This window comes from Halioxenophilus aromaticivorans (assembly GCF_042850945.1).
Lineage (GTDB): Bacteria > Pseudomonadota > Gammaproteobacteria > Pseudomonadales > Cellvibrionaceae > Halioxenophilus > Halioxenophilus aromaticivorans.
On sequence record NZ_AP031496.1, the window covers coordinates 4,519,660 to 4,546,327 of the forward strand.

Genomic DNA, 26,668 nt, shown 5'->3' on the forward strand with positions numbered 1-26,668 from the left:
AAACTACACGGCGCTTTGCTGGCCTATTTTGGCCAAGCGCTGGTTGATGGCTTCGGTAATAGCAGCGGCACTGAGACCGGCCTGCTCTAGCAGTTGATCACGTTTACCGTGATCCTGGAATTTGTCCGGTAGCCCTAGCTGCAATACGTTCACAAACAAGCCCTGGGCTTGGCAAAACTCCACCACGGCACTGCCAGCACCGCCGGCAACCACGTTGTCTTCTAAGGTGACGATCAAGTGATGCTGGTTGGCCAGTTCGGCCACCAGGGCTTCATCGATGGGTTTCACCCAGCGCATATCAACCACACTGGCGTTCAATTGGGTGCCGGCCACCAGGGCGCGGTCTAACAGGGCGCCAAAGTTAAGTATGGCAACACCCTTACCTTCTTTAACGGTAACCGCACGGCCAATCTCCGGCAGCGACTTGTCTTGATCTAGGCTGGCGCCAGGGCCGGTGCCCCTTGGGTAGCGCACCGCGCTGGGGCCGGGGTGCTGATAGCAGGCACTGAGCAGCTGCTGACACTCAAATTCATCACTGGGTGCGGCAATGACCATGTTGGGGATGCAGCGTAAAAAGCTGAGGTCAAAGCTGCCCGCGTGGGTGGGACCGTCTTCGCCCACCACACCGGCGCGGTCAATGGCAAAGGTAACATCCAGGTTTTGCAGGGCTACATCGTGCACCAGTTGGTCGTAGGCGCGCTGTAAAAAAGTGGAGTAAATGGCGACTACTGGCTTTTGCCCCTCGCAGGCAAGGCCGGCGGCAAAGGTCACTGCATGCTGCTCGGCAATGGCAACATCGTGGAATTGATCCGGGAATCGTTCGGCAAACTCCACCATACCGCTGCCTTCGCACATGGCTGGAGTAATGGCCGCCAACTGCGGAGATTGCTCTGCCTGCTGGCAAAGCCAGTGGCCAAAAACGGTTTGGTATTTCAGCTTTTTGGATTTACCGGCGGCCGATGGCACCGCCGCTGCCGGAGCCTTAGGCTCAATTTTGTTCAGCGCGTGATAACCCACAGGGTCGGCCTCGGCGGGTTCAAAGCCCCTGCCCTTTTGGGTGATCACATGCAGCAATTTTGGTCCCTTAAGCGCCCTGAGGTTGCTCAAATCGTGCACTAAACGCGGCAAATCGTGGCCGTCGATGGGGCCGATGTAATAAAAGCCCAGCTCTTCGAACAATGTGCCCGGCGAAACCATGCCCTTGACGTGCTCTTCGGTTTTGCGCGCTAGCTCCCAAGCCTGGGGGATTTTCGACAACACGCGCTTACTGCCCTCGCGAAACTCGGTGTAGAGCTTACTGGCCCATATCTTGGAGAAGTAAGTGGCCAAACCGCCGACATTGCGAGAGATCGACATGTTGTTGTCGTTCAGTACGACTAAGACATCGGAGCCCATGTGGGCGATGTGGTTGAGTGCCTCAAATGCCATACCAGCGGTCATAGCGCCATCGCCAATAACGGCGGCCATCTTGCGGTCGCTGCTGGCCATTTCGCTGCCTACCGCCATACCGGCCAGGGCACTCACCGAAGTACTGGAATGGCCCACGCCGAAGGTGTCGTACTCGCTTTCGCCGCGTTTAGGAAAGCCCGCCAAACCATCCAGCTGACGGATGGTTTGCATCATTTCTCGGCGCTGGGTAAGAATTTTGTGCGGATAGGTTTGGTGGCCAACATCCCACACTAGGCGGTCTTCCGGAGTTTTATAAACATAGTGCAAAGCCACTGTGAGCTCTACGACACCGAGGCCTGCGCCAAAATGGCCACCGGTTTTGCCCACGCTGTACAGTAAAAACTCGCGCAACTGCTGTGCCAGCTCTGGCAACTGCGCCTCATCAAGGGCGCGCAGATCCGCAGGGCTCTCGATGCTATCGAGCAGGGGCGTCTCTGGGCGAATGTGAGGTATTTCAGTCGACATAATCAATAAGGCAAACAGCAGTGAATACGTGGTTAGACCCTTGGATTCGAAAGGGCCCATTCAAAAAAGGGGCATTTTAGCGATCATTGGCGTGAATTAATATCACTAACTGCCGGCCGGTCCTTTGCTGGTCGGCCCTGGTAATGCCGGCGCCGATCGGCAGCCGACAACACGGGCTTTAGTGAGCCCGATTCACTATATACCCCGATATATGGCGTAGGTTATCGGCGCGATAATCAAAGCCGGCCAACACATCCAAGGCTTGGCGATGTAGGCTCTGGGCGTATCTTTCTGCCTCTTTAAGCCCCAGTAAAGACACAAACGTGGGCTTGTTCATATCGGCATCGGCGCCTTGCGGTTTGCCCAGGGTACTGGTGTCCGCAGTGACATCCAACACATCGTCTTTTACTTGGAAGGCTAAGCCCACACACTGGGCATATTGCGTTAGTTGTGCAAGCTCGGTGTCATTTGCGCCTGTGGCAACGGCCCCCATGCGCACTGCAGCGCGAATCAATGCACCGGTTTTCAGCCTGTGCATGGTTTCTAATTGGGACTGACTGAGGGTTTGTGACACAGCGTTTAGATCCACGGCTTGGCCCAAAACCATGCCCTGGCTTCCAGAGGCCAGGGCCAACTCCTGCACCAGTTGCACCTTTATTTCGCTGGCCAGTGCCAGTTCTGGGGCCGTCAATATGCGGAAAGCTTCGGCTTGCAGAGCATCACCGGCCAAGATGGCATTGGCTTCACCGTAGGCGATGTGACAACTGGCTTTGCCTCGGCGCAGGTCGTCGTCATCCATGGCGGGCAGATCATCGTGAATAAGACTGTAAGCGTGAATGCACTCTATGGCACAGGCAATGGCATCTAGAGAATCCCTGGCCGGCTCGCCACAGGCTTCGGCGCTGGCAAACGCCAATAATGAGCGCACACGTTTACCGCCATTCATGGCACTGTAGCGCATAGCTTCCGTCAATTTTGCGTTGTCATCCGTGGCGGCTTGCAGCCACTGGTCCAGCGCCAACTCAACTCTGGTTTGGCTGGTCTTTAAGAATTTTTGAAACAAGTTACTGGCTCTGTTGCTTGGCTATGGCGGGGTTTGCTCTGGTGTAGTCTCGGGAATGTAACCGGCTGCGTGGCACCGGTGATCACCTAGCTAGGGCGCGGCCTCATTTTGGTCGAAATCAGTGAGTTTCAACTCGCCTTGCTCGGCCACCAACTTGCTGACCTTTTGTTCAGCATCGGCCAGCTGTAATTGGCACTCACGGGTGAGCTTAACGCCCTGTTCAAACGCTTTTAGCGACGCATCCAGGGTTAAGTCACCGGATTCCAGCTGCTCAATTAGCCCTTCAAGCTCGGCCAATGCAGTTTCGAAATCCATGTTCTTTTTACGGGCTGCCATACCTTTTCCCCATCGGTTATCACGCTGCACCCTACCTAAGCCCAAGGGCGCGGTCAATCGCTTATTGTCACGGATTAGCGCGCCACTGCCAAGGCGTACCAATCGTCCTACACCGCACCTAAACCGCCCGACGCGCCAAATCAGCACGGCCTAAATTTGGGCCTAATGATTCTCTCATCATGGCCGAAGAATAGAGACAAACGGTAACACCAAAATTGCCCGTGTAAGGAGTGGCGTGTGGATTTAGCAACGATTGTCGGTTTATTGGGTGCGATGGGCTTGATTGTCGTCACCATGTTGATGAGTGGCTCGCTGGCCATGTTCATCAACATTCCGTCACTTATTATCGTGGTCGGCGGAAGTATCTTTGCCGTTATGGCTAAATTTGGCTTGGGCCAGTTTTTGGGCGCCATGAAAGTCGCCGGCAAGAGTTTCTCCAACAAAATCGACGATCCCTCCGAGCTGATTAGCGAAATCGTTGAGCTGGCCGACGCCGCCCGTAAAGGTGGCTTGCTGTCGTTGGAGGGGAAGGAAGTCAGCAGCGACTTTTTACAAAAAGGCATCCAACTCTTGGTAGACGGTCACGATGCTGACGTTGTCAAAAGCGTGCTTTCCAAAGATAGAACCATGGCTGAAGAACGCCACGCAAACGGTGCCAAAATTTTCAGCGACATCACCGGTATGGCCCCCGCCATGGGGATGATTGGAACCCTGATCGGACTCGTAGCCATGCTGGCCAACATGAGTGACCCGAAATCCATTGGCCCCGCCATGGCGGTGGCCCTGTTAACCACGCTCTACGGTGCGGTGCTGGCCAACGGTATTACCGAACCCATTGCCGATAAACTTTCTTTACGAGCAGCCGAAGAAGCCATGGTAAAAAATCTGGTTATTGATGCATTGTTGGCCATTCAGGCCGGACAAAACCCACGTGTGATCGACACTATGCTGCGCACTTATTTACCCGAAGGTAAACGCGACAGCGGTGTTGACGAATAATCCGGCCCTAGGAAGTTTACGGCATGAGTGACGAAGAAGAGCATAAGTGCGACTGTCCAGCGGGGTTACCGGCCTGGATGGGCACCTTTGCCGACTTGATGTCGCTGCTGATGTGTTTTTTCGTATTGCTACTCTCGTTTTCCGAGATGGATGCGCAAAAATTTAAGCGTTTGGCCGGCTCCATGGCCAACGCCTTCGGTGTGCAGAATAAAGTCAGTTTGGATGACCCACCCAAGGGCACCAGTATTATTGCCCAGGAATTTAGCCCGGGCATTCCCGAGCCTACGCCATTGAATGTGATATACCAAAACACCGACGACTTTACCGAGATGAACCTAGAAGTCGATTGCCAAATGGAATATGACATCGAACAAGGTGAGGACAGTCGCGACGCCGGTGTCAAAGCCCGAATAAAACAAGAAATAAAAGATTTGGTGGAACAAGCGGAGGCCAAGGCCCAAGACGACGCCACCGAATTGGCCAAAGCCCTGCAAGATCAAATTATTAAGGGCGAGGTAGAAGTCGAAACCCAAAGCCGCAACATCATTATTCGCATTCGAGAAAAAGGCGCATTTAAATCTGGCTCCGCCGATTTGGCAGAAAGTTATTACGATGTATTAAGCGAAGTGCGCGAAGTACTAAAAGACACCCAGGGAGCAATATCAGTCGAGGGGCACACCGATAATATTCCCATTCGCCGGCAGCGGTTCCGCTCCAACTTTGAACTGTCTTCTTCCCGAGCGGTGTCTGTGGCGATGGAATTAATGAAAGGCAGCGTGTTGGACAAGGACCGATTCCAAATTATGGGTTTTGCCGATACCAAACCCTTGGCTAGCAATGACAGCGAAGAAGGCCGCACCCGAAACCGACGCGTGGAAATTGTAGTGCGCCAAAGCCTGGCCGATGAATTATCGGATGCAGATAAAGAAATGCTCAAACAAGACGGCGGTAATTTACTGCGTGATTTGGACTTGGACCCAGACTACTTATTTGAGTTAACACCGGATGAAATCTTTTAAGAACAATAGGTATAGCCATGACAGATGATCGACGCCGTTTCTTCCGCATAGATGACCACATAGGCGTATCTTACCAAATGGTGGAAGAAAACGAATTGATGGGTCAATCGGAACCGCCCCATCAATCAGACATCTTTGGTTTGCTCAACGACCTCGATAAAACCATCGCCTACGAGCTCAATGAAATCAAAGTTAGCGACCCTAAGCTTGCCACGTTGCTAGAGGCTTTCGACCGCAAAATCAATGCATTGGTCAACCAAATGGAGATCGACAACTATTTGGTGCAACGCTTGGCGCACAAAATTCGGCAGGTCAACATCAGTGCCTGCGGTATGGGCTTAGAGGTAGAAGAAGGCCTGCGAGAAGAAGATATTCTACTGGTAGATCTGGTGCTGATCCCCGGTAACATCAACATTTCCACCTACGCTCGGGTAATATCTTCAGAGAAGGTTAGGGACGAGGAATATTACGTACGCATGGATTTCTTTGGTATGGCTAGCAACGACCAAGAATTGCTAATTCAGCACATTGTTCGCCGCCAGGGCCATTTGATACGCTCCAATTGGAATGACTAGGTTGACCTGCCTTCGTTGACCTGCCTGTGTTGCCCTGGGGGCGTGGTTTACACCCTCCTGCATCCTCTTTCATAGATGCCACGCTCAGGTCTTCACCTAAGGCTATACACGCTGTTCAAAAACACCGCTTAGCGTTGAAAAATAGAACAATTTGTTGGCATCGTCATAGAAATGCCATATTCTTTGGCTAGTTTATAGCCGATTGTTTTCCAGACTGACGATTTCGTTAACCCAACCATCGCAACAGGCCAATTGATTGTATCACCGGTCCTGGAAACAGCAGTATTCATAGGTCAACAAGTAAAGTATACAAACGCGCCAGGCACCTCGCCATGGGCGCCCAAATGGAAGGAGTCTCGCCTTCATAAGTCGTATTCGGATTGCCCGTTACACCATTTGTACATCCCTCTACCCGCTGGGGCCCTCCTCGCTCCGGTGCCAGTCTTCACCTCGCTGTAAAAATACCGCCCATTTTCTGCCTGATAGCATTAGCGAACGAGGATTCCTATGGAACCGCGCATACTGCGGCTGAATTCAGCCGGCCAGCCCATCGAATGGCTGCATTGGAAACAAGCTACCTGTCTTTTCGCACGTGACCTGGTGTGTTGGTCCCTGGGTGGCGTGGTGCGCCGCGTCCACGGCGGCTACTCCCGGTTTACCGGTGAGCAAACCACCATGGATTTGCCTGCCATCGTCGCCTGCAATGGTAAGCGCGTTAACCGAGCCCACGTAGTGCCACCGCTCACCAACCGAGCTCTGTTCTCCCGGGACAACTACCAATGCTTATACTGCGGTGGCCACTTTGAGCTGGAACTACTGTCCCGAGACCACATAATCCCAGTGAGTCGCGGCGGCCTAGATACCTGGACCAACGTGGTTGCCGCCTGTAAACGCTGCAATCAGCGTAAGAGCAATTTTTTGCTGTCTGAGATCAGCATGGAGCTTATCGCCCTGCCCTTTAAACCCAATACCGCGGAATATTTAGCGCTGATCAACAGCGACCGAATTAGAGGCGACCAAATGGAGTTTTTAAGCAGCCAATTTTCGCGTAATTCGCGTATTAAAGTAGCGCTATAACCCAAGGCTCCTCAGGGTTTGAAACGCGCTGGCGCTACCAATCTTTTGGGCAGCCTGTGCACCCTTGCATAAATGCACCGGCAAATATCGCGTAGTGAATTCGAGTGCCGTCAAAAGTGGCACCCGCCAAATTGGCAGCATTAAGCTTTGCTTCCTGAATGTTGGCATTGGTGAGATCGGCATTGATTAACTTCGCTTTCCCCATCCAGGTTCTTTCTAATCGAGCCGCGCGCAAGCTCACTGCAGTTAGATTAGCACCAGAAAGCCGCCCCTGGTCAATGTTAGCGCCGTCCATATTGCTGCCAGAAAAATCAACGCCCTGGGCAAACAGTGCCCACGCCGTAATGCCTTCTAAATTAGCGTTTGTAAAAGAGGACGAACGCACATCCGCGTGATTCAAATTGGCTGAGGCAAGATTGGCCCCATCCAAAGAGCATTGCGCGAATTTTACGTAGCTCAAATCAGCATGTCGCAGATCTGCGGCATGGAATTTCACCTTGGAGAATCGCGCACCGGATAAATCAGCGTGTTTTAAATCAACACCGGATAAATCCACATCGGCGCACACCGTTTTTGGCTTTATTTCACAACCGTTAATGACTTGTACACCATCGTAAAAGTCGTCGCTTGCCAGGGCTAACGCACTGCCGAAGACAAGCATTAATAATAACCAATGAAACATAATAATGCCTCGTTAAAAAAAGCGGGATACCCCGCCTAAATCACACAAACTACCAAACTTTCAACAGCTAGGTTTTGGGTAATTTAAAAACCCAAAATGAGCCACCCTGGGCCACGGGCTTGGTCAAATCCGCCATATCTCCGCCCCATAACGGCACCGCGCCACCATAACCCGAGGCAAAACCGATGTACTGCTCACCGTCCAGCTGCCACGTAATTGGACAAGATACGACGCCTGATCCGGTTTGAAACTTCCACAGCTCTTCGCCGGTTTTTTCGTCAAATGCTTTAATAAAACCATCGCTGGTACCGGTAAAGATCAAGCCGCCTTTGGTGGCCAAAACCCCGGCCCATAAAGGCAGTTTTTCTTTATGCGACCATTTTATTTCACTGGATTTTGGATCCACCGCGCGTAGCACTCCAACGTGATCGTCGTACATCTTTTTGATACGAAAACCCTGCCCTAAATAAGCATTACCCTTGCTGTAGTTGACTTCTTCGGTCCAGTAATCTTCTTTCCAGTGATTGGCCCCCATATAGAACCAACCCGTATTCTGGCTATAAGCCATGGGGTTCCAGTTTTTCCCACCCAGAAATGGCGGCGATACTTCTATGGATTTTCCTTTTTCTTCACCCAGCCCAGGCAGCGGTGGCCTTTGCCCTTCTACTTCCACCGGCTTACCGGTTTTGGGGTCTATATGAGTGGCCCAGGTGACGCCATCAACAAAAGGGAAACCGCGTATAAATTTTCCGTTGTCTCTATCAACAACGTAGAAAAAACCATTGCGATCTGCGTGTGCCGTTGCCTTTACTGTCTTGCCTTTATCTTTGTATTCAAATAACACTAATTCATTGTTACCGGAGAAATCCCACGCATCGTTAGGGGTGTGCTGGTAGAACCATTTCACTTCGCCGGTCGAGGGGTCCACACCTACCTGCCCAGAGGTATATAAATTGTCCCAATTGCGTGGATCGTCCCCTTTGGCGGTGCGCTTCCAGGTGTTCCAAGGCGCGGGATTGCCAGCGCCGATGATAATGGTATTGGTTGCCACATCGAAGCTGGCGCTCTGCCAAGGAGCACCGCCGCCGTGATGCCAAGCCTCAACCAACTCACCGTTTTCATCGCGCGGCCAAGTTTTAACGTCTTCAGGCATTACTCCACCGGTGGGTGTGCTTTCTTTACCATTCAAACGGCCCATATGCCCTTCTACAAAGGGGCGCATCCAAACTTCTTCACCGGTCAACGGGTCGCGTGCAAATAGTTTGCCGACCACACCGAACTCATCGCCTGAAGATCCATGAATCAAAAGCACCCTGCCAGTTTTCTGATCTTTAACGAGTGTGGGGGCGCCGGTCATGGTATAGCCCGCTTCATAGTCACCAAAACGTTTTTTCCACACTGGTTTTCCTGTGTGGCGATCCAAAGCGACGATCCCGGCATCCAGAGTTCCGAAATAAACCAAATCACCAAAAATAGCGGCACCCCGATTGATCACATCGCAGCAGGGCCGAATGCCTTCCGGTAGTCGATGGGAATAGGACCATTTTTTTGCCCCGGTCTTAGCGTCGAAGGCAAAAATACGGGAGTAGCTGCCGGTCACGTAGACAGTACCATCGTAAACCAGAGCTTGAGCCTCTTGCCCACGCTGTTTTTCATCGCCAAAACTCATTACCCAGGCGGGAGAAAGCGCATGCACATTCTTTTTGTTAATTTGTTTGAGCGGGCTAAAACGCTGGGCTTTAGGCCCCATTCCGTACATTAATACGTCTTCCGGAGTATTCGCATCGTTTTCGATGTCTGCCCAGGTTACCCCTTTAGCAGCTACCCAAGGTGCGGCCATTGCGCACAGACCGGCCACTGCCAACCGGAGCACAGTTCTCTTATTGTTGGTGTTAGAAGACATTGCATACCTCTGTTGTTATTGGTTTTAAAATGCAGAGGAATTATCGGCAGGCCAAACAGGAGCGGATACAGAACTTTGCCTGAAAAACCCAGGGAACAATTCCCATAGATTTTCTAAGGCGAAAAAAAAGCCAGCTCGGGTGAGCTGGCTTAAGCCGTTAGCGAACTGAGTTCGCTCTCAAGATTCGGTTCCATGGCGAAAAGTATCACACAGGGATTGCCGCTCTCGAAAGGGAACTATTCCCGAACTGGCCAGTTATTTTTCACGACGCCACCTTAACCAAACCTCGCTCGATGGCCAAATGCACCAACTCAGTGTTGGTGGAGACCTGCAATTTACTTTTTAGATGCGTTACCGTGTTAGAGACGGTTTTTTCAGAGATATTCAATCCAGTGGCGATTTTTGATCGACTCAACCCTTTTGCCACTCCCATAAAGACATCAAACTCGCGCTGGGTCAGTAAATCGCTAATATCTTTATCCTCACCATAGGAGTAGGCGGCCAACTTTATGGCTAAATCATGCTCAATATAGGTTTTCCCCTTAAGCACGGTTTTGATGGCCTCTATCATGATTTCTGGATTACTGCGTTTACTAATATAACCAGCAGCACCAGCCTGCATGGCCCGATGGATCACCGCAGCTTCATCGAACATGCTAAAGAAAATTATTTTGTTTTTACTGTTTCGCGCGTGGATTCTTGGCGCCAAGCTCAGACCACTGGAATGTTCTAAATTAATGTCCAAAATCACCACATCAAATCTGTCCCCATCTAGAGCAGCCATGGTTTGCTGAGCATTTTCCGCTTCGGCCACTTGCGACGAAGGAATCATCATTGATAAAAGTGCTGCATACCCCTGGCGCACCACAGCGTGATCATCCACCAACAGAATATTGATCATCATTTCCCTCCTGGGATTCTGCAGCAGCCGTGCAAACCAATGGCACGCGCAGTTCAATTACCAACCCGGCTGGCGATGGCATGAACTGAATTTGGGCTGCTATCAACGATGCCCTATCTTGCATGGATGCCATACCCAGGGTATCGGATTCCGCCGTAAAACCCGGCTCCATACCCACGCCATTGTCTTCGATGCGCATTTTTAAAGAGCGAGTTCTTACCTCAACGGCCATAGCGGCCTCGTGGGTTTGAGCGTGTTTGGCTACATTATTCAAGGCCTCTTGGGCAATGCGGTAAATATGGGTGTCCCGATCTAAATCGGCCTCCAGCGGTAGGCCAGAAACACTAAACGCTACAGTGATGTTATGCATTTTCTGCCAACTTTCGCACATCTCTTTTAAGCCCGCGATTAGCCCTACTCGGGCCAAGGCCACAGGGTAAAGTTGATTGGTAATAATACGCAGGCAGTTTTGCACTTCATCGCATTGCTTTTGTATCTCGTTGGCGTATTTTTTGACGAATATCTGGTTGTGAGATTGCTGACCTAACATATAACTTTGCACGGTAATCGCGGTTATGATCTGACCGAGGTTATCATGTAATTCCCGGGCCAAGGAGCGTCGTTCGTTTTCCATCAAGTCGGCCAAACGAGTCCGCAGCCGAGTCACTTGATGTTCTTTTTTGTCCAAACCTTCGGCCATAGCCGAGTAATGTTCGATCAGTTCATTTATTTCGTTAATATCACTGCGCGCCACCTCAACATGATACTCACCCTTAGGAATAGAGCTAAGCGCATTGCACAAGCTCTGCAACGGTTTCAAACGAGCCTGTACAGCAACCCGCAGAGACTTGAGCGTGAGCAGTAAAGAAAATATAAAGATGCCAAAAACCGGCAGTACCGTGGCTCGGATTTCAGCCACCTCGGATTCAGGATTAGGCTGGATAAGTAAAAATCGCCCATTCAGCTCTGGCGGTTGGTATAGCAAACTCAGAGGTTCTATCCTTGGCTTTACTTCGGGGTCTGCCAATATCTGAGTGGATAGATGCCGGTTTAAATCCAATATGGATTGTAATTCCTGTGCTGGGATACCCTGCTCAGTCAATGCTTGGGCCATCAACATGGCTGAGCGGGCCTCACGCTCCACATCGGTTTTTGCCTGGGTAAACAAAGCCACCGCCAGGGCGAGAAACACCAACGAATAGATAGAGACAATGGCTATGGTAATTTTTTTAGACGCTTGCATGGCGCGATAGTGTTAGTTTTATTATTGATCATCTATTACACCAAGCTTAGCATCGCGCTACCCTACGCCTTTAGCAAGGGCTCCGCCCCTACTTTAGGCGGAGAACCACAAATACGTCGGCTTGCAAGAAATCAATGGGATCTGACCCCATTGATTTCTGTCCCTTTGCTTTACTGACTTACCAAATCAAACAGCCGCTGGCTGTTGGCGGTGGTTTGGTGGGCTATGACGTTCAACGGCTCCTGCCTGAGCTCAGCCACGCGGGCTGCTACATCCAGCACTCTCACAGGGTGATTGGGTTGGCCTTGCCGGCCTTGCAGTGGCATATCCGGCGCATCGGTTTCTAGGACGATGGCCTCCAGCGGCAGTGCTTTAACCGCCTGTTGGGTTTTGCTGCCCCGGGGGTAGGTAATGGTTCCGCCAATCCCCAGATGGAAGCCCAGCTTCCAATACTGCTGGGCTAACTCCGGGCTACCGCTGAAGCCATGGATAACACCCCGTACCAGGCCTTTATATTTCGCCAAGGTTCGCTGAATTAAAGGGTGAGCCCTAACCGCGTGCACGACGATAGGTTTGTTCAGCGCCTCGGCAACTTTCAAATGTTGCTCAAACCAACGCTGCTGCAGATTTACATCCACGCCTCTCAGGCCATCAATTCCGGTCTCACCAATCGCGACACAGCAACTTGCTTCGGCATTCTCCAACAAGGCTTGTGCAAATATCGACAAATCATCGTTCTCGCCAATCCACCAGGGATGACGGCCGCAGGCAATGTGTAACACCGTGTGTTCATCGGCTAACTTGCGCAGTGTTTGCCATTGCGCCTCGTACAAACCAGGCACCACGATATCCTGCACCCCTTGTGCGCGGCATACGGCCAAGGTTGACGCTATATCGTTAAACACAGGGGCATCTATATGACAGTGGCTATCGACGAAGTGGAGTGTGTTGTTCATTGAATGCAAATGATTGCAGCGTTGGATTAATGGTGTTTGTGGTTAACGAATCATGGCTTATGAATAAAGGCACAGCAGTGACGCCAAAAACAAAAAGGGCTGCAAAAGCAGCCCCAAAAAAAACGTTAGATGGCGTTACACATAACGCACAGCATCAATCTCGTATTCTACGTCGCCACCCGGTGTACGCACCATGGCAACGTCGCCCACTTCCTTACCGATTAGGCCTCGGGCAATGGGGGAGCTTATGGAGATTTTGTTATTTTTTACATCGGCTTCGTCATCGCCCACAATTTTGTAGGTGAGCACTTCTTCGGTTTCGATATTCAAAATATCCACCGTGGCACCAAAAATAACTTTCTCGCCAGCTGGCATTTTAGTGACGTCGATAACCTGGGCATTGCTGAGCTTGCCTTCAATCTCCTGAATGCGACCTTCACAAAAACTTTGTTGTTCACGGGCGGCGTGGTATTCGGCGTTTTCTTTTAAATCGCCATGCTCACGGGCTTCGGCGATGGCGGCGATGATTTTTGGCCGCTCTACTTTTTTCAGGTGCTCAAGTTCTTGTTCCAGCGCAGCCGCGCCTTCTTTAGTCATTGGAACTTTAATCATACTTTACCTTTTATAGTGATGAATCCAGCGCCGCATTGCCACGGGGCTGGATTCTATTCGCTTGAGTTTGTAACGGCTTCTACGGCTGAAAGCGCCTGTTACAGGCTGGCGTGCAGCTCTTGTAGGCGGCGTACGCGAGTCTCGTGCTGGTTGCGCAGTGCTGTGCACACCGCTAGGCCACCGGCCAACGTAGTGGTGTAGTAAACCGCGTGGGCCTCGGCGCTTCGACGGATATCGGCAGAATCGCGAATCGCTTTTTTACCTTCGGTGGTGTTAATAATTAAATCCACCCCGTCATTCTTAATCAAATCGACAATGTTTGGCCGTGCTTGGTTCACTTTATTGACCGTTTCAACCTCTAAACCAGCAGCTGCAATAGTTTCTGCGGTGCCCGGGGTAGCAACAATTCTAAAACCTAACTCCGACAATTGGCGAGCGACTTCGGCGATACCAGATTTATCAAAATCGCGCACACTTAAAAATGCCGTGCCGCTGGTGGGGATGGCATCGCCGGCGCCACGCTGGGCTTTGGCGTAGGCTTCGGCGAAGGTATCACCTACTCCCATCACCTCACCAGTGGACTTCATTTCTGGGCCAAGGATTGGGTCAACCGCTGGGAATTTATTGAACGGAAACACCGCTTCCTTCACGCTGTAGTAACTCGGAATAATTTCCTGGGTGAAGTTTTGCTGCTCCAAAGTTGTACCCGCCTGGCAGCGAGCGGCAATTTTAGCCAGGGACTGGCCAATACATTTGGACACAAACGGTACTGTTCGCGAGGCGCGTGGGTTCACCTCAATAACATAAATTTCGCCATCCTGGTAGGCCAACTGCACGTTCATTAAACCAACCACGCCCAATTCCAGCGCCATGCGCTTAACCTGCTCACGCATCTGGTTTTGCACGTCTTCTGGTAAAGAGTATGGCGGCAGAGAACAGGCGGAGTCACCGGAGTGCACACCACACTGCTCAATGTGCTGCATGATGGCACCAATGACCACTTGGTCGCCGTCGGATACCGCATCGATATCGACCTCGATAGCAGAGTTCAAGAAGTGATCCAGCAATACGGGCGCATCTTCGGAAACCTGCACGGCTTCGCGCATGTAGGTTTTTAATTCGCTTTCTTTGTAGACGATTTCCATGGCCCGGCCACCCAGTACGTAGGATGGACGCACTACCAGAGGATAGCCAACGTCTTCGGCTTTACGCAGAGCTTCGTCCACCGAACGCACAATGGCGTTGGAAGGCTGCTTTAAGCCCAAGCGCTCAATCATTTGCTGGAAGCGCTCGCGGTCTTCGGCGCGGTCGATGGCCTCGGGCGTGGTACCAATGATAGGCACACCCTCGGCTTCCAGGGCACGAGCCAGTTTCAGCGGCGTTTGTCCACCAAACTGTACAATCACACCCTTGGGCTGTTCGATTTTAACAATGGCCAGCACGTCTTCCAAGGTTACTGGCTCAAAGTACAGGCGGTCGGAGGTGTCGTAATCGGTGGAAACGGTCTCTGGGTTACAGTTGACCATGATGGTTTCGTAGCCATCTTCACGCATGGCTAGGGCCGCGTGCACACAGCAGTAGTCGAACTCAATGCCTTGGCCGATACGGTTAGGACCGCCACCGATAACCATGATTTTGTCTCTATCGCTGGGGTTGGACTCACACTCTTCTTCATAGGTGGAGTACATGTAGGCCGTAGCGGTAGAAAACTCGGCGGCACAGGTGTCTACACGCTTGTAGGTGGGCAACACGCCCCACTTAATACGCTGCGCACGCAGGGCCTTCTCGGATACGCCCAACAGGCTGCCCAAACGCTTATCGGAGAAGCCTTTGCGCTTCAACATGCGCAGGGTATCGGCTTTGATGTCCGCAAAGGGCATACTGGCCAATTGCATTTCGATCTTAATTAGTTCTTCAATCTGCACCAAAAACCACGGGTCTACCTTAGACGCCTGATGTACTTTCTTCACGCTCATGCCGGCGCGGAATGCGTCAGCTAGGTACCAAATGCGATTGGCACCCGCGGTGGTGATTTCACGCTGGATGGTTTCGTTAGCGTCGTCGCTGTTGAGGTCGACAATGGGCTCAAAGCCGGCGGAGCCAACTTCCAAGCCACGCAGGGCTTTTTGCAGAGATTCCTGAAACGTGCGGCCAATGGCCATTACTTCGCCCACGGATTTCATTTGCGTGGTTAGGCGCGCATCGGCCTCACCAAATTTTTCAAAGGTGAAGCGCGGAATTTTAGTCACGACGTAGTCGATGCTGGGCTCAAACGAGGCCGGAGTGGCACCGCCGGTGATATCGTTGTGCAGTTCGTCCAGGGTATAGCCCACCGCCAACTTGGCCGCAACCTTAGCGATGGGGAAGCCTGTGGCTTTGGAGGCTAGCGCCGAAGAGCGAGATACCCGAGGGTTCATCTCAATCACTACCATGCGGCCGTTTTCTGGGTTAACGGCAAACTGCACATTGGAACCGCCGGTTTCTACGCCGATTTCACGCAGTACCGCCAAGGAGGCGTTACGCATGATTTGCAGTTCTTTGTCGGTGAGGGTTTGCGCCGGCGCCACAGTGATAGAGTCACCGGTGTGCACACCCATTGGATCGAGGTTTTCGATGGAACAAATAATAATGCAGTTGTCGTTTTTATCCCGCACCACTTCCATTTCGTATTCTTTCCATCCGAGCAGGGATTCGTCGATCAACAGCTCGTTGGTGGGCGATAAATCGAAACCACGGTTACAGATCTCTTCGAACTCTTCCCAGTTGTACGCCACACCGCCACCGGAGCCACCCATGGTGAAAGATGGGCGGATAATGACCGGGAAACCCAACGCCTTGGGCACCGCCATGGCTTCTTCCATGGTGTGTACGATTTCCGCTTTAGCGCACTCTAGGCCAATGCGTTTCATGGCTTTGTCGAACTGATTGCGATCTTCAGCTTTATGGATGGCCTCGTAGTTTGCGCCAATTAGCTCAACATTGAATTCCCTCAACACGCCGTTCTCGTGTAAATCCAACGCACAGTTCAGAGCCGTCTGGCCACCCATGGTGGGAAGAATGGCATCTGGGCGCTCTTTTTCAACGATTTTCGCTACCGTTTGCCACTCGATGGGCTCAAGGTAGGTAGCGTCGGCCATGGTCGGGTCGGTCATGATGGTGGCCGGGTTAGAGTTCACCAGAATAACTCGGTAACCCTCTTCGCGCAGAGCTTTACAAGCCTGTGCGCCGGAGTAATCAAACTCACAGGCCTGGCCAATAACAATGGGCCCTGCGCCTATGATCAGAATGCTTTTAATGTCGGTTCTTTTTGGCATGGTGTCTAAAACTGTCTCAATTCGAGTGCTACGGTCTGGGCGTTGGATTACAAATCTGCATTAGGCTTTGGCGCTTTGCATTAGGGCAATAAACTGATCAAACAGCGGTGCCACATCGTGCGGTCCGGGGCTGGCTTCAGGGTGACCCTGGAAGCTAAACGCCGGCGCATTGGTCAGGGCGATGCCCTGCAAAGTGCCATCAAACAGCGACTTGTGGGTCACCCGCACATTGCTGGGCAGAGAAGCCTCGTCGAGGGCAAAACCGTGGTTTTGCGCGGTGATCATTACCTTGCCGCTGTCGGTATCTTGCACCGGATGGTTACCACCGTGGTGGCCAAATTTCATTTTCATGGTTTTGGCGCCTGCGGCTATGCCCAATAGCTGGTGACCCAAACAAATACCGAAAGTTGGGATTTTCTTTTCGATCAGCACTTTGATGGCGGCAATGGCGTAATCACAAGGCTCTGGATCGCCGGGGCCATTGGATAAAAACACACCATCGGGCTGCATCGCCAGCACATCGGATACCGGTGTTTGCGCCGACACCACAGTGATGTCACAGCCGCGCTCGGCCAGCATGCGCAGAATATTACGCTTAACGCCAAAATCGTAGGCAACAACTTTGTAGGGCAGGGAATGCGGCGTCTGATAACCTTGGCCTAACTGCCAAACCCCCTCTTGCCAGGGGTAGGATGTCTCGGTGGTTACTTCTTTAGCCAGGTCCATGCCTTTTAGGCCGGCAAAACCTTTGGCCTGGGCCAACGCACCGGCTTCATCGGGCTCGGCGGCGGCAATCACGCAGCCATTTTGAGCGCCCTTGTCGCGTAAAATCCGGGTTAGGCGGCGGGTATCGATATCGGCAATGCCGACGATATTCTTGGCTTTCAGATAATCAGACAAACTCTGCTCAGAGCGGAAGTTACTCGCCATCAGAGGCAGATCTCGAATCACCAAGCCAGATGCCCATACCTGACTGCATTCGTCGTCTTCGGCATTAACGCCGGTATTACCAATGTGCGGATAGGTTAACGTGACAATTTGCCGGGCGTAGGATGGATCGGAGAGGATCTCCTGGTAACCGGTCATGGAGGTGTTAAAAACAACTTCGCCCACTGCCGCACCATCTGCGCCAATGGCTCGACCCTTAAAAATGCTACCGTCCTCTAGGACTAGAAGTGCGGGTTTGAATTCCCCAAACAACAAGGCGGCCTCCTACTGACTGCGCAAAAACTAAACAAAACCTTTACCACTCAGGTGAGCGTATAAAGCAGCTAAATTTGGGCCTCGCCACAAAACCTTGGCCTGAGTTAGGCCACCACACAAAATCTTGCGCGGGGCACATCTAAATCCTGGGATATTGCGGCTGTGAGCTGTATCGATACCGGCACGATGGCTTTATTTAGCTCAAAAAAAGCGAGATAAAACCCTTTGGCTTCACCTCGCTCCCTGTGCGGCTAGCCTAGGATTCGCCGAGCAAATCCGTAAGCACCGAGTATCGAATTTTAGAGGGGTTGCAGTATAGAACTTGTGTCTATCTGACAGGCCCAAAATTAACGGCGGATTCTAGCCGAAATGGGGCCTGTCTGTCCACGCTGGATTTGAGGAACTCAATGTAACTTAAATTGGCGTACTATAGCCGACATGTTCTCGGCCAAACGGGCGAGCTCGGCAGAACTAGCCGCAATCTGGGTGGAACCAGCGGCCGTATTCTGGGCCACAGAAGCAATGTTTTCCATATTGGATTCCATTTCTCGGGTGGCGGCACTCTGCTCCTCGGAGGCACTGGCGATTTGCACGGTTTTGGCTTTAATGGAGCTCACGCCTGCGGTGATGGCCTCCAGGGAGTGGCTAGCGGCCTCAGCCTGAGCCACAGATTCCTGGGCTTGGCTGGTACCTTTCTCCATCATGGTTACCGCTTCGCGAGCACCGGACTGTAAGCGCTCAATCATTTCTTGAATCTCTTGGGTTGAGGTTTGCGTGCGCGATGCTAGGGTTCTCACCTCATCGGCGACCACAGCAAAGCCCCGGCCCTGCTCACCGGCGCGGGCAGCCTCAATGGCAGCGTTCAAGGCCAACAGGTTGGTCTGCTCAGCGATGCCACGAATCACATCCAACACCGAGCCTATATTGTCGGTCTCCTGGCGCAAACGGTCGATCACCACGGAGGCAGCATCCACATCGTTGGCTAGATTTTCAATTTGCGACATGGTGGACACCACCACCTGGCGACCACTGCCAGCCTCTTTATCGGCTTGCTCGGCATCCTGGGCTGCTTGCGATACATTATGCGCCACTTCCGCCACCACAGAGGCCATCTCGCGCACCGCGGTAACCACCTGCTGAATTTCGGATTGTTGCTTAACCACACCTACTTCAGTTTCTTTGGTGGTACTGGTTAGCTGCTGTGAGCTTTCGTCAATTTGACCAACGATCCCGGCAAACTCACCAATCATATTTTGGATACGCTCGATAAAGACGTTAAACCAGCGACACAGCTCTCCCACTTCGTCGTCGGTTTTGACGCGCAGGCGACGTGTCAAATCGCCCTCGCCTTGCGCGATGTCTTTCAAGGCCTCAACCGCTTCAGATACTGGCCGCACAATACTGTTTTGAATCAACATAGCCACCAAACCGGCAACCACACTAACCCCCAGGATGATCGCAACTGCACGCCATATGGCCGAGCTAATAATGGCTTCAATCTCGGTTAATTCCACATCCAACACCATTCTACCCACTGGGCTGCCGTCCGATATAATAGAATGCGTAATTACCAGCTCACCATCTAGTTTTACCACACCATCAGAGGCGCTGGGGCGAGACATACCCATGGGCAGGTCACCGCCGCTTTGGCCACGTACATACCAGGCAAAGGGCTCGCCATTGCTGTACACCACCACACTTTTGGTGCGCTCACTAGCAGAGAGGCTAGCTAAGGCGCTATTGGCAGAAACGTTATCGCCAAAAGCGATAGCACCGGCCAACGAGCCACCCACCACCTTGGCCAAGGTAGAACTGTCGGCCTCGATGGCTTTCGACATCGCCGAGATATTCGAACTGGCTTGGATGATTACTGAGACAACGGCGGCCAGAATGCTGGTTAGAGTCACCGCGAGAATTACTTTGTATTTTAAAGACAATTTGCCCATCACTTTGCCTATTTGCTCCACTTTATAAGCGAGATACTGCCCACGCCTTTTCTGTTAATTTTATCGTTGCGCAGTGTGACTGCTCCTACCTATATAACGGCAGGTCACTGCCAATGCTTTAGGCTGGTAAGTAAGTTGCCACAGGCGACCGGCCTCTTTAGAGCTTAGACGCTAATTGTAAAACCGAGCTTTTACCGTGGCTTGCGCCGACAAATGGCGCCAATAGAGAAAATCAGCGGGGGCTAAATCAGTGGGAGAAGAGATCAATGGGGTCAGAGCGTTTGATCTCAGATCAAACGCTCTGACCCCATTGATTTATTTACTTAAAGGGATTTTAGGCCTAGAACATCTTGCATGTCGTAGCTGCCATTGGGTTGCTGACTCAACCAAGCCGCAGCGCGCACTGCACCGCGGGCGAAGCTCATTCGGCTGGAGGCTTTATGGGTTACTTCCAAGCGCTCGCCCTCGGCCATAAACATTACGGTGTGGTCACCCACCACGTCACCCCCACGCACGGTGGCAAAGCCAATGGTGTCGCGTTCACGGGCGCCAACTATGCCCTCGCGGCCATACACAGCTACTTTGCTCAAGTCTCGGCCTACGGCACCAGCTACCGCCTCGCCCATGGCCAGAGCGGTGCCTGATGGCGAATCCACTTTGTGACGGTGGTGAGCTTCAACGATCTCGATGTCGACGTCGTCACCCATGGCCTTGGCAGCAAGTTCGAGTAGCTTGAGGCTAACGTTCACGCCAGTACTGTAGTTGGCGGCCACGCACAGAGCGCCCTGTTCGCCATAGGCGCTGAGCTGCTCGCGCTCGGCCTCGGTAAAGCCAGTGGTACCCACCACCAAGCCCTTGCCATTAGCAAAACACACTTGGGCGTTGGTCAGAGTGGCTGCCGGCACCGTGAAATCGATCAATACATCGATATCCTTGATCACATCAGCCAAATTGGCCACCAGAGCGACGCCATTTTTGCCGATACCTGCCAGCTCGCCAGCATCGGCGCCAAGCAGGGATGATACGGGCCGCTCTATAGCCGCGGTTAAGGTAGTAGTCTCGTTTAAGCTCACCGCCTCAATTAAAATTTTACCCATACGACCGGCCGCGCCGGTAATACCTATACGTGTGGTCATGTGTGCTGCCCGTACCTTAGAGTTTCATATCGCCAAAGAAGTTTTTCATTCCCTCAAACCATGTGCTTTGTTTGGGGCTGTGTTTGCCTTCTTTGGTTAAGCCCTGAAACTCGCGCAGCAGGTCTTTTTGTTTTGAGGTTAGGTTGACTGGGGTTTCTACCAATACACGGCACAGTAAATCGCCGGTGGAGCCACCGCGAACCGGGGCAACGCCCTTGCCACGCAGCCGGAATAACTTACCGGTCTGGGTGCCCTCTGGCACTTTTAACTTAACCCGGCCATCCAGTGTGGGAACTTCGAGCTCGCCACCCAATGCCGCTTCAACAAAGCCGATGGGTACTTCGCAATACAGATTGCTGCCTTCACGCTCAAAAATCGGGTGCTGGCGAATGGACATTTGCACATACAGATCACCCGCGGGGCCACCATCTGCGCCGGCTTCACCTTCACCAGACAGGCGAATACGATCACCGGTGTCCACGCCGGGTGGCACTTTAACGGAGAGCGTTTTGGTCTCTTCTTTACGGCCTCGGCCATGACAGCTGGTGCATGGGTCGCCAACAATTTTGCCCTTGCCGTGGCAATTGGGACAGGTTTGCTGAACAGAGAAGAAGCCCTGCTGCATGCGAACCTGGCCGTGGCCACCACAAGTGGTACAGGTTTTCGGGGTGGAGCCTTTTTTGGCGCCACTGCCGCCACAGGGTTCACAGGCAACCAAAGTCGGCACTTTGATTTTAACGGTAGTGCCGCGAACCGCCTGCTCTAAATCCAAATCTAATGTGTAGCGTAGGTCCGAGCCTCGGGCCGGGCCACCGCGCCCGCCGCGGCCACCGCCGCCACCAAAGATATCGCCAAATACATCACCAAAAATGTCGCTGAAGTTACCAAAGCCTGCCCCACCGGCGCCGGCAGCGCCCTCAACACCGGCGTGTCCATATTGATCGTAGGCGGCACGCTTTTGCTCGTTGGAGAGAATCTCGTAGGCTTCGGCGGCCTCTTTGAAATTCTCTTCCGCGGCGGCGTCATCCGGGTTGCGGTCGGGGTGGTATTTCATCGCCACGCGGCGATAGGCTTTTTTCAGGTCCTTTTCGGAAACGTCACGCTCGACGCCCAATACTTCGTAATAATCGCGTTTAGACATGTATTTGGTTCTGCGTTTTGTGGTGGATCAACGTTTAGATCTACGGAATTTTTCTCTGGTTGCTAACACGCCAAACGCGGGCAAGCCCGCGTTGGTGTAATAAGAACACAGTGGGGCATTGATTGCGCCCCACCTAAACCACGAGTGTGGCTTATTTTTTGTCGTCTTTTACTTCTTCAAACTCGGCGTCTACAACGCCGTCGTCGGCTTTGTTGTCTTGGCCGGCGTCGGCACCCGCACCTGCGCCGCCTGCTCCTTGGGCTGCTTGCGCTTGCTCAGCGTACATTTTCTGAGCCAGCGAGCTAGACGCTTCGGTCAGTTTGGCAGTGGCAGCTTCCATAGCGGCTTTGTCGCCGCCTTTAACCGCGGCTTCGGCTTCTGTGAGGGCTGCGTCGATGGCAGATTTCTCTTCATCGCTAGCCTTATCACCGGCCTCTTCCAAGGTTTTACGCGTGGCACTGATTAAACCGTCCAAGGTGTTGCGGGTGGTAACTAGCTCTTCAAACTGCTTATCGGCTTCGGCGTTAGCCTCAGCATCGGCAACCATCTTGTCGATTTCGTCATCGCTGAGGCCAGAAGACGCTTTAATCACAATAGATTGCTGCTTACCAGTGGCCTTGTCCTGGGCGCTAACGTTCAAAATACCGTTGGCGTCGATGTCGAAGGTTACTTCAATTTGTGGCATGCCGCGTGGTGATGGCGGAATGTCGGCCAAATCGAAGCGGCCTAGCGACTTGTTCTGCGCGGCTTGCTTACGCTCGCCCTGCACCACATGAATGGTTACAGCAGATTGGTTATCTTCGGCGGTTGAGAAAACCTGCGACTTTTTGGTCGGGATGGTGGTGTTTTTCTCAATCAGCGGAGTAGCCACGCCACCCATGGTTTCAATACCCAAAGTAAGCGGGGTAACGTCCAGCAACAATACGTCTTTAACGTCACCGGCCAGTACCGCACCCTGAATGGCTGCACCTACCGCTACGGCTTCGTCTGGGTTAACGTCACGACGTGCTTCTTTACCAAAGAACTCAGCAACTTTTTGCTGCACCATTGGCATACGGGTTTGGCCACCCACCAAAATGATGTCATTGATCTCTGAGGTAGACAAATCGGCATCGGCCAAAGCTTGTTTAACCGGAGCCAGCGATTTGATCACTAGGTCTTCAACCAGGGACTCCAACTTGGCGCGAGTCAACTTAACCACCAAGTGCTTGGGACCGGTTGCATCTGCAGTAATATACGGCAGGTTAACTTCGGTTTGCTGGCTAGAAGACAATTCGATTTTGGCTTTTTCAGCGGCTTCTTTTAAGCGCTGCAGGGCCAATGGATCGTTGTGCAAGTCAATGCCGTTACTCTTTTTGAACTCGTCGGCCAAGTACTCGATTAAGCGAAGGTCAAAGTCCTCACCACCCAAGAAGGTGTCACCGTTGGTAGCCAGTACTTCAAACTGGTGCTCACCGTCTACGTCGGCGATTTCGATGATAGAAATATCGAAGGTACCACCACCCAAGTCGTATACCGCAATGGTGCGATCTCCGGCACCTTTATCCATACCGTATGCCAGGGCTGCTGCGGTAGGCTCGTTGATGATACGTTTAACCTCTAAGCCCGCAATTTTACCGGCATCTTTGGTGGCCTGACGCTGGGAGTCGTTGAAGTAAGCCGGCACGGTAATTACCGCTTCGGTGACTTTCTCGCCCAGGTAATCCTCGGCGGTTTTCTTCATTTTCTTCAGTACTTCAGCAGAGATCTGAGGCGGTGCTTTCTTATCGCCTTTGACTTCTACCCAAGCGTCGCCGTTGTCGTTACCGACGATTTTGTAAGGCACCATAGAGATGTCTTTTTGCACAACATCGTCTGTGAACTTACGGCCGATCAAACGCTTAACGGCAAATAAGGTATTGGTTGGGTTGGTAACCGCCTGACGCTTAGCGCTTTGGCCTACCAGGATTTCATTGTCGTCAGTGAAGGCAACAATGGAGGGTGTGGTGCGATCGCCTTCGGCGTTCTCAATTACCTTGGGTTTGTCACCTTCCAGTACGGCCACACATGAGTTGGTTGTACCTAAATCGATACCAATGATTTTGGCCATCTGTTATCTCCAAAATTCGTTACTTGATTCTGTTACAGCGCCGGCTTGTGGCCGCTCGCTCGTCGTTTGCTTGTTGATCTATATTGGCGCTGGTGATGCTATTTCAAGCCCAATATCAACATTTTTCTTGGGCTTTTTACGCGGTGGCCGTTAAGCCGGCGCTTTGCTCACCACCACCATAGCTGGGCGCACCAAACGGCCGTTCAGTGTGTAGCCTTTTTGGAACACGTTGAGCACGGTGTTGGGCTCTACATCAGGGTTCTCTACCATGCTCATAGCCTGGTGCAACTGAGGATCAAATGGCTGCCCCTCCGGATCTACCGCCTCGAGCTTGTGGCGCGCCAGGGCATCCAATAGCGTTTTCAGAGTCAGCTCCACGCCCTCTAACATGGGCTTGGCGTTATCGTCGGCACCTTCAAATGAAGCCACTGCGCGCTCAAGATTATCGGCGACAGGCAACATGTCGCCTGCGAATTTCTCCAGCGCGAATTTGTGCGCTTTTTCGACGTCTTGCTCAGCTCGGCGACGTACGTTTTGCGCTTCGGCTGCGGCACGTAGAGCCTGCTCTTTAGCCTCTTGCAGCTGGCTTTCTAAATCCGCCACTTGGGCTGCCAGTTGCTCTGGGTCAACTGCACCCGCCTCTACTTCAACTTCAGAATTTTGCCCTTCCTGTGCAGTTTGTTCCGCTTCGTTTGGGGCAGCATCCGCTTGTGGGTTTTGCTGTTCGTTAGACACCTTGCTCTCCAATGCCAATGGTTAGCGATAAAATTGTCACCTCTATATGGGGCCAGCCTTGGGGGCTTCAAGGGTCATTATTAATTTTTAGCGAATCCCTTCTCGCTGTTGGCCATTTGCGGTATAAAACCGGCTTACTCGCCTTGGCGCCAAACGAAGGAACAGCGGTTGTGTTAACCCACCTGAGCATCAACAACTTTACTCTGGTAGAGCACCTAGACCTGGAAATAGAACCAGGAATGACCGCCGTTACCGGCGAAACCGGCGCCGGTAAATCGATCATGCTGGATGCCCTAGGCCTTGCCCTGGGTGACCGTGGCGATGGCGACCGCGTGCGCACGGGTACGGAGCGCGCGGATATTTGTGCCCAATTCGATTTAAGCAAACTGCCCAAGGCCGCCAACTGGTTGAAAGCTCAGGATTTCGAATCAGCCGAATGCCTACTGCGCCGTGTTATTACCAGTGAGGGCCGTTCGCGGGGTTATATCAACGGCCAACCGGCCACCATGTCACAACTGCGGGAGCTGGGTAATCTACTGATAGATATTCACAGCCAGCACGAGCACCAATCGCTGTTGCGCAAGGACACCCACCGCCTGCTGGTGGACGATTTCGGTAATCACCACAGCCTAACCGCCAGCGTTGCCGAGCAACACCAAGCTTGGGCTGCCACCCATGCCCGCGCCAACCAATTGCGCGAACAGAGCGCCGATTACCAGCAAAAAGTGCAATTGCTAACCTTCCAAGTGGAAGAGTTGGATGCCCTGGGCCTGCAGCCCGGTGAGATAGACGCCCTTGAAGAGGAGCAGAAGTTGCTGGCCAGCGCCGAGGATAGCCTCAACCTCAGCCAACAACTGGCGGAGCTGTGTGGCGGCGAAGACCAAAGCCTGGAAAACCTACTGGGCCACGCCCTGCACTTGCTCAACAACCTACCGCATAAATCTGCCAGCCTGACCGAAGCCCAAGAAATGCTCACCGGAGCCGAAATTCAAGTGCGCGAGGCCAGCAGCGCCATCAACAACCACCTCAACAGTACAGAGATCAACCCGGAGCGGCTGCGCGAGGTGGACGACCGTTTAAGCACCATTTACCAAACCGCACGCAAGCACCGAGTGAACCCTGAGGAACTGCCCGACCTGTATCAGCGCCTAAGTGACCAACTCGCCGACCTAACCGGCGATGACAACCAACTGGAAGCCTTAGAAGCGAAGGAAGGACAGCTAAAAACAACACTGCTGACCAGTGCCAAAAAACTCAGCGCCAAGCGCAAAACCGCCGCCGCCAAACTGGCCAAAGCCGTAAACCAGCAACTGAAACAGCTGGCCATGGCTAACGCCTGCGTGGAGATTGCTCTGCAAGCCGAAGAGGTCACCAGCCACGGCTTAGAAAGCGTGGAATTTTTAATCAGCACCAACCCCGGCGCCAGCCCCAAGCCCCTGGCGAAGGTCGCCTCCGGCGGTGAGCTGTCTCGGGTGAGCTTGGCCATAGTAGTGGTTACTGCGCAAACCTCGAAGGTACCCACAATGGTGTTCGATGAGGTCGACGTGGGCATTGGCGGCGCCACCGCCGATGTGGTGGGCAGCTTGTTGCGCACCCTAGGCGACGCGGGCCAGGTAATTTGTGTTACGCACCTTGGTCAAGTGGCCGCTAAGGCTCACCACCACTTACAGGTGGTGAAAGCGCAAAATAAAAAGACCACTACCAGCCAACTCAAAGCGCTACACGAAGAAGAAAAGGTCGCAGAAATTGCTCGGATGATTGGCGGTTCAGAAAGTGCCCAATCGCTGGCCCACGCTAAAGAGATGTTAGAAAAGGCCTGATAGA

At 52.6% G+C, this 26,668-nt stretch carries 21 protein-coding genes; 5 read left to right on the forward strand and 16 right to left on the reverse strand.

Features of this window, described 5'->3' with window-relative positions:
• Positions 1-3: 3 nt before the first annotated feature.
• The 3 genes from dxs to ACGHM3_RS19325 form a co-directional block, all read right to left on the reverse strand.
• On the reverse strand, positions 4-1,893 hold the full coding sequence (gene dxs, locus ACGHM3_RS19315) for a 1-deoxy-D-xylulose-5-phosphate synthase (RefSeq protein ID WP_345424108.1): 1,890 nt from the start codon (positions 1,891-1,893) through the stop codon (positions 4-6).
• 199 nt (positions 1,894-2,092) lie between these two features.
• Positions 2,093-2,977 (reverse strand): farnesyl diphosphate synthase, encoded by an 885-nt coding sequence (locus ACGHM3_RS19320; protein WP_345423928.1) that lies wholly within the window; start codon positions 2,975-2,977, stop codon positions 2,093-2,095.
• A gap of 90 nt (positions 2,978-3,067) precedes the next feature.
• A complete protein-coding gene (locus tag ACGHM3_RS19325; protein WP_345423925.1) occupies positions 3,068-3,313 on the reverse strand; it encodes an exodeoxyribonuclease VII small subunit in 246 nt (81 codons plus the stop codon).
• A 237-nt stretch (positions 3,314-3,550) separates the two neighbouring features.
• On the opposite strand from ACGHM3_RS19325, the gene pomA reads away from it, so the two are divergent.
• The 4 genes from pomA to ACGHM3_RS19345 all read left to right on the forward strand — a co-directional run bounded on the left by pomA (position 3,551) and on the right by ACGHM3_RS19345 (position 6,983).
• Complete coding sequence (pomA, locus tag ACGHM3_RS19330) at positions 3,551-4,312, forward strand: flagellar motor protein PomA (RefSeq protein ID WP_345423922.1); 762 nt, start codon at positions 3,551-3,553, stop codon at positions 4,310-4,312.
• Between the two features lie 23 nt (positions 4,313-4,335).
• Positions 4,336-5,331 (forward strand): flagellar motor protein MotB, encoded by a 996-nt coding sequence (locus tag ACGHM3_RS19335; protein ID WP_345423919.1) that lies wholly within the window; start codon positions 4,336-4,338, stop codon positions 5,329-5,331.
• Positions 5,332-5,348: 17 nt separating this feature from the next.
• The gene (locus tag ACGHM3_RS19340; protein WP_345423916.1) at positions 5,349-5,906 is read left to right on the forward strand and encodes a PilZ domain-containing protein; all 558 of its coding nucleotides are present in this window, start codon (positions 5,349-5,351) and stop codon (positions 5,904-5,906) included.
• 507 nt (positions 5,907-6,413) lie between these two features.
• Positions 6,414-6,983 carry an HNH endonuclease gene (locus tag ACGHM3_RS19345; RefSeq protein WP_345423913.1) on the forward strand — a complete coding sequence of 190 codons (570 nt, stop codon included), beginning with the start codon at positions 6,414-6,416 and terminating at the stop codon, positions 6,981-6,983.
• Positions 6,984-7,017: 34 nt separating this feature from the next.
• On the opposite strand, the gene ACGHM3_RS19350 is transcribed toward ACGHM3_RS19345, so the two are convergent.
• The 13 genes from ACGHM3_RS19350 to grpE all read right to left on the reverse strand — a co-directional run bounded on the left by ACGHM3_RS19350 (position 7,018) and on the right by grpE (position 24,844).
• Positions 7,018-7,665, reverse strand: a complete 648-nt coding sequence (locus ACGHM3_RS19350) for a pentapeptide repeat-containing protein (protein ID WP_345423910.1) — start codon at positions 7,663-7,665, stop codon at positions 7,018-7,020.
• Between the two features lie 67 nt (positions 7,666-7,732).
• A complete protein-coding gene (locus ACGHM3_RS19355; RefSeq protein ID WP_345424105.1) occupies positions 7,733-9,505 on the reverse strand; it encodes a methanol/ethanol family PQQ-dependent dehydrogenase in 1,773 nt (590 codons plus the stop codon).
• Positions 9,506-9,830: 325 nt separating this feature from the next.
• A complete protein-coding gene (locus tag ACGHM3_RS19360; RefSeq protein ID WP_345423907.1) occupies positions 9,831-10,472 on the reverse strand; it encodes a response regulator transcription factor in 642 nt (213 codons plus the stop codon).
• Positions 10,444-11,712, reverse strand: a complete 1,269-nt coding sequence (locus tag ACGHM3_RS19365; protein WP_345423904.1) for a histidine kinase — start codon at positions 11,710-11,712, stop codon at positions 10,444-10,446. The genes ACGHM3_RS19360 and ACGHM3_RS19365 overlap by 29 nt, the downstream gene beginning before the upstream one ends.
• A 170-nt stretch (positions 11,713-11,882) precedes the next feature.
• The gene (locus ACGHM3_RS19370; RefSeq protein WP_345423901.1) at positions 11,883-12,668 is read right to left on the reverse strand and encodes a TatD family hydrolase; all 786 of its coding nucleotides are present in this window, start codon (positions 12,666-12,668) and stop codon (positions 11,883-11,885) included.
• Between the two features lie 135 nt (positions 12,669-12,803).
• Entirely contained in the window at positions 12,804-13,280 is a 477-nt protein-coding gene (greA, locus tag ACGHM3_RS19375) for a transcription elongation factor GreA (protein WP_345423898.1), read from the reverse strand.
• A gap of 98 nt (positions 13,281-13,378) precedes the next feature.
• A complete protein-coding gene (gene carB, locus ACGHM3_RS19380) occupies positions 13,379-16,594 on the reverse strand; it encodes a carbamoyl-phosphate synthase large subunit (protein ID WP_345423895.1) in 3,216 nt (1,071 codons plus the stop codon).
• Positions 16,595-16,654: 60 nt separating this feature from the next.
• The gene (gene carA / locus ACGHM3_RS19385; RefSeq protein WP_345424101.1) at positions 16,655-17,794 is read right to left on the reverse strand and encodes a glutamine-hydrolyzing carbamoyl-phosphate synthase small subunit; all 1,140 of its coding nucleotides are present in this window, start codon (positions 17,792-17,794) and stop codon (positions 16,655-16,657) included.
• 407 nt (positions 17,795-18,201) lie between these two features.
• The gene (locus ACGHM3_RS19390; protein ID WP_345423892.1) at positions 18,202-19,743 is read right to left on the reverse strand and encodes a methyl-accepting chemotaxis protein; all 1,542 of its coding nucleotides are present in this window, start codon (positions 19,741-19,743) and stop codon (positions 18,202-18,204) included.
• A 323-nt stretch (positions 19,744-20,066) separates the two neighbouring features.
• Entirely contained in the window at positions 20,067-20,879 is an 813-nt protein-coding gene (dapB, locus tag ACGHM3_RS19395) for a 4-hydroxy-tetrahydrodipicolinate reductase (protein WP_345423889.1), read from the reverse strand.
• 16 nt (positions 20,880-20,895) lie between these two features.
• Positions 20,896-22,020: a molecular chaperone DnaJ gene (gene dnaJ, locus ACGHM3_RS19400; protein WP_345423886.1), complete on the reverse strand. Its 1,125-nt coding sequence runs from the start codon at positions 22,018-22,020 to the stop codon at positions 20,896-20,898.
• Between the two features lie 151 nt (positions 22,021-22,171).
• Positions 22,172-24,109: a molecular chaperone DnaK gene (gene dnaK, locus ACGHM3_RS19405; protein WP_345423883.1), complete on the reverse strand. Its 1,938-nt coding sequence runs from the start codon at positions 24,107-24,109 to the stop codon at positions 22,172-22,174.
• Positions 24,110-24,259: 150 nt separating this feature from the next.
• Entirely contained in the window at positions 24,260-24,844 is a 585-nt protein-coding gene (gene grpE / locus ACGHM3_RS19410; RefSeq protein ID WP_345423880.1) for a nucleotide exchange factor GrpE, read from the reverse strand.
• A 170-nt stretch (positions 24,845-25,014) separates the two neighbouring features.
• Here grpE and recN point away from each other — a divergent pair, with 170 nt between their 5' ends.
• Complete coding sequence (gene recN, locus ACGHM3_RS19415) at positions 25,015-26,664, forward strand: DNA repair protein RecN (RefSeq protein ID WP_345423877.1); 1,650 nt, start codon at positions 25,015-25,017, stop codon at positions 26,662-26,664.
• Positions 26,665-26,668 lie beyond the last annotated feature (4 nt).

What these genes read in the sequence shown, in the direction of transcription:
- ACGHM3_RS19325 (WP_345423925.1), bottom strand. Translation starts at nt 3,313, where the DNA reads ATGGCAGCCCGTAAAAAGAACATGGATTTCGAAACTGCATTGGCCGAG.
- ACGHM3_RS19335 (WP_345423919.1), top strand. Translation starts at nt 4,336, where the DNA reads ATGAGTGACGAAGAAGAGCATAAGTGCGACTGTCCAGCGGGGTTACCG.
- ACGHM3_RS19340 (WP_345423916.1), top strand. Translation starts at nt 5,349, where the DNA reads ATGACAGATGATCGACGCCGTTTCTTCCGCATAGATGACCACATAGGC.
- ACGHM3_RS19345 (WP_345423913.1), top strand. Translation starts at nt 6,414, where the DNA reads ATGGAACCGCGCATACTGCGGCTGAATTCAGCCGGCCAGCCCATCGAA.
- ACGHM3_RS19350 (WP_345423910.1), bottom strand. Translation starts at nt 7,665, where the DNA reads ATGTTTCATTGGTTATTATTAATGCTTGTCTTCGGCAGTGCGTTAGCC.
- ACGHM3_RS19355 (WP_345424105.1), bottom strand. Translation starts at nt 9,505, where the DNA reads ATGGCCGCACCTTGGGTAGCTGCTAAAGGGGTAACCTGGGCAGACATC.
- ACGHM3_RS19360 (WP_345423907.1), bottom strand. Translation starts at nt 10,472, where the DNA reads ATGATGATCAATATTCTGTTGGTGGATGATCACGCTGTGGTGCGCCAG.
- ACGHM3_RS19365 (WP_345423904.1), bottom strand. Translation starts at nt 11,712, where the DNA reads ATGCAAGCGTCTAAAAAAATTACCATAGCCATTGTCTCTATCTATTCG.
- ACGHM3_RS19370 (WP_345423901.1), bottom strand. Translation starts at nt 12,668, where the DNA reads ATGAACAACACACTCCACTTCGTCGATAGCCACTGTCATATAGATGCC.
- greA (WP_345423898.1), bottom strand. Translation starts at nt 13,280, where the DNA reads ATGATTAAAGTTCCAATGACTAAAGAAGGCGCGGCTGCGCTGGAACAA.
- carB (WP_345423895.1), bottom strand. Translation starts at nt 16,594, where the DNA reads ATGCCAAAAAGAACCGACATTAAAAGCATTCTGATCATAGGCGCAGGG.
- ACGHM3_RS19390 (WP_345423892.1), bottom strand. Translation starts at nt 19,743, where the DNA reads ATGGGCAAATTGTCTTTAAAATACAAAGTAATTCTCGCGGTGACTCTA.
- dapB (WP_345423889.1), bottom strand. Translation starts at nt 20,879, where the DNA reads ATGACCACACGTATAGGTATTACCGGCGCGGCCGGTCGTATGGGTAAA.
- dnaJ (WP_345423886.1), bottom strand. Translation starts at nt 22,020, where the DNA reads ATGTCTAAACGCGATTATTACGAAGTATTGGGCGTCGAGCGTGACGTT.
- dnaK (WP_345423883.1), bottom strand. Translation starts at nt 24,109, where the DNA reads ATGGCCAAAATCATTGGTATCGATTTAGGTACAACCAACTCATGTGTG.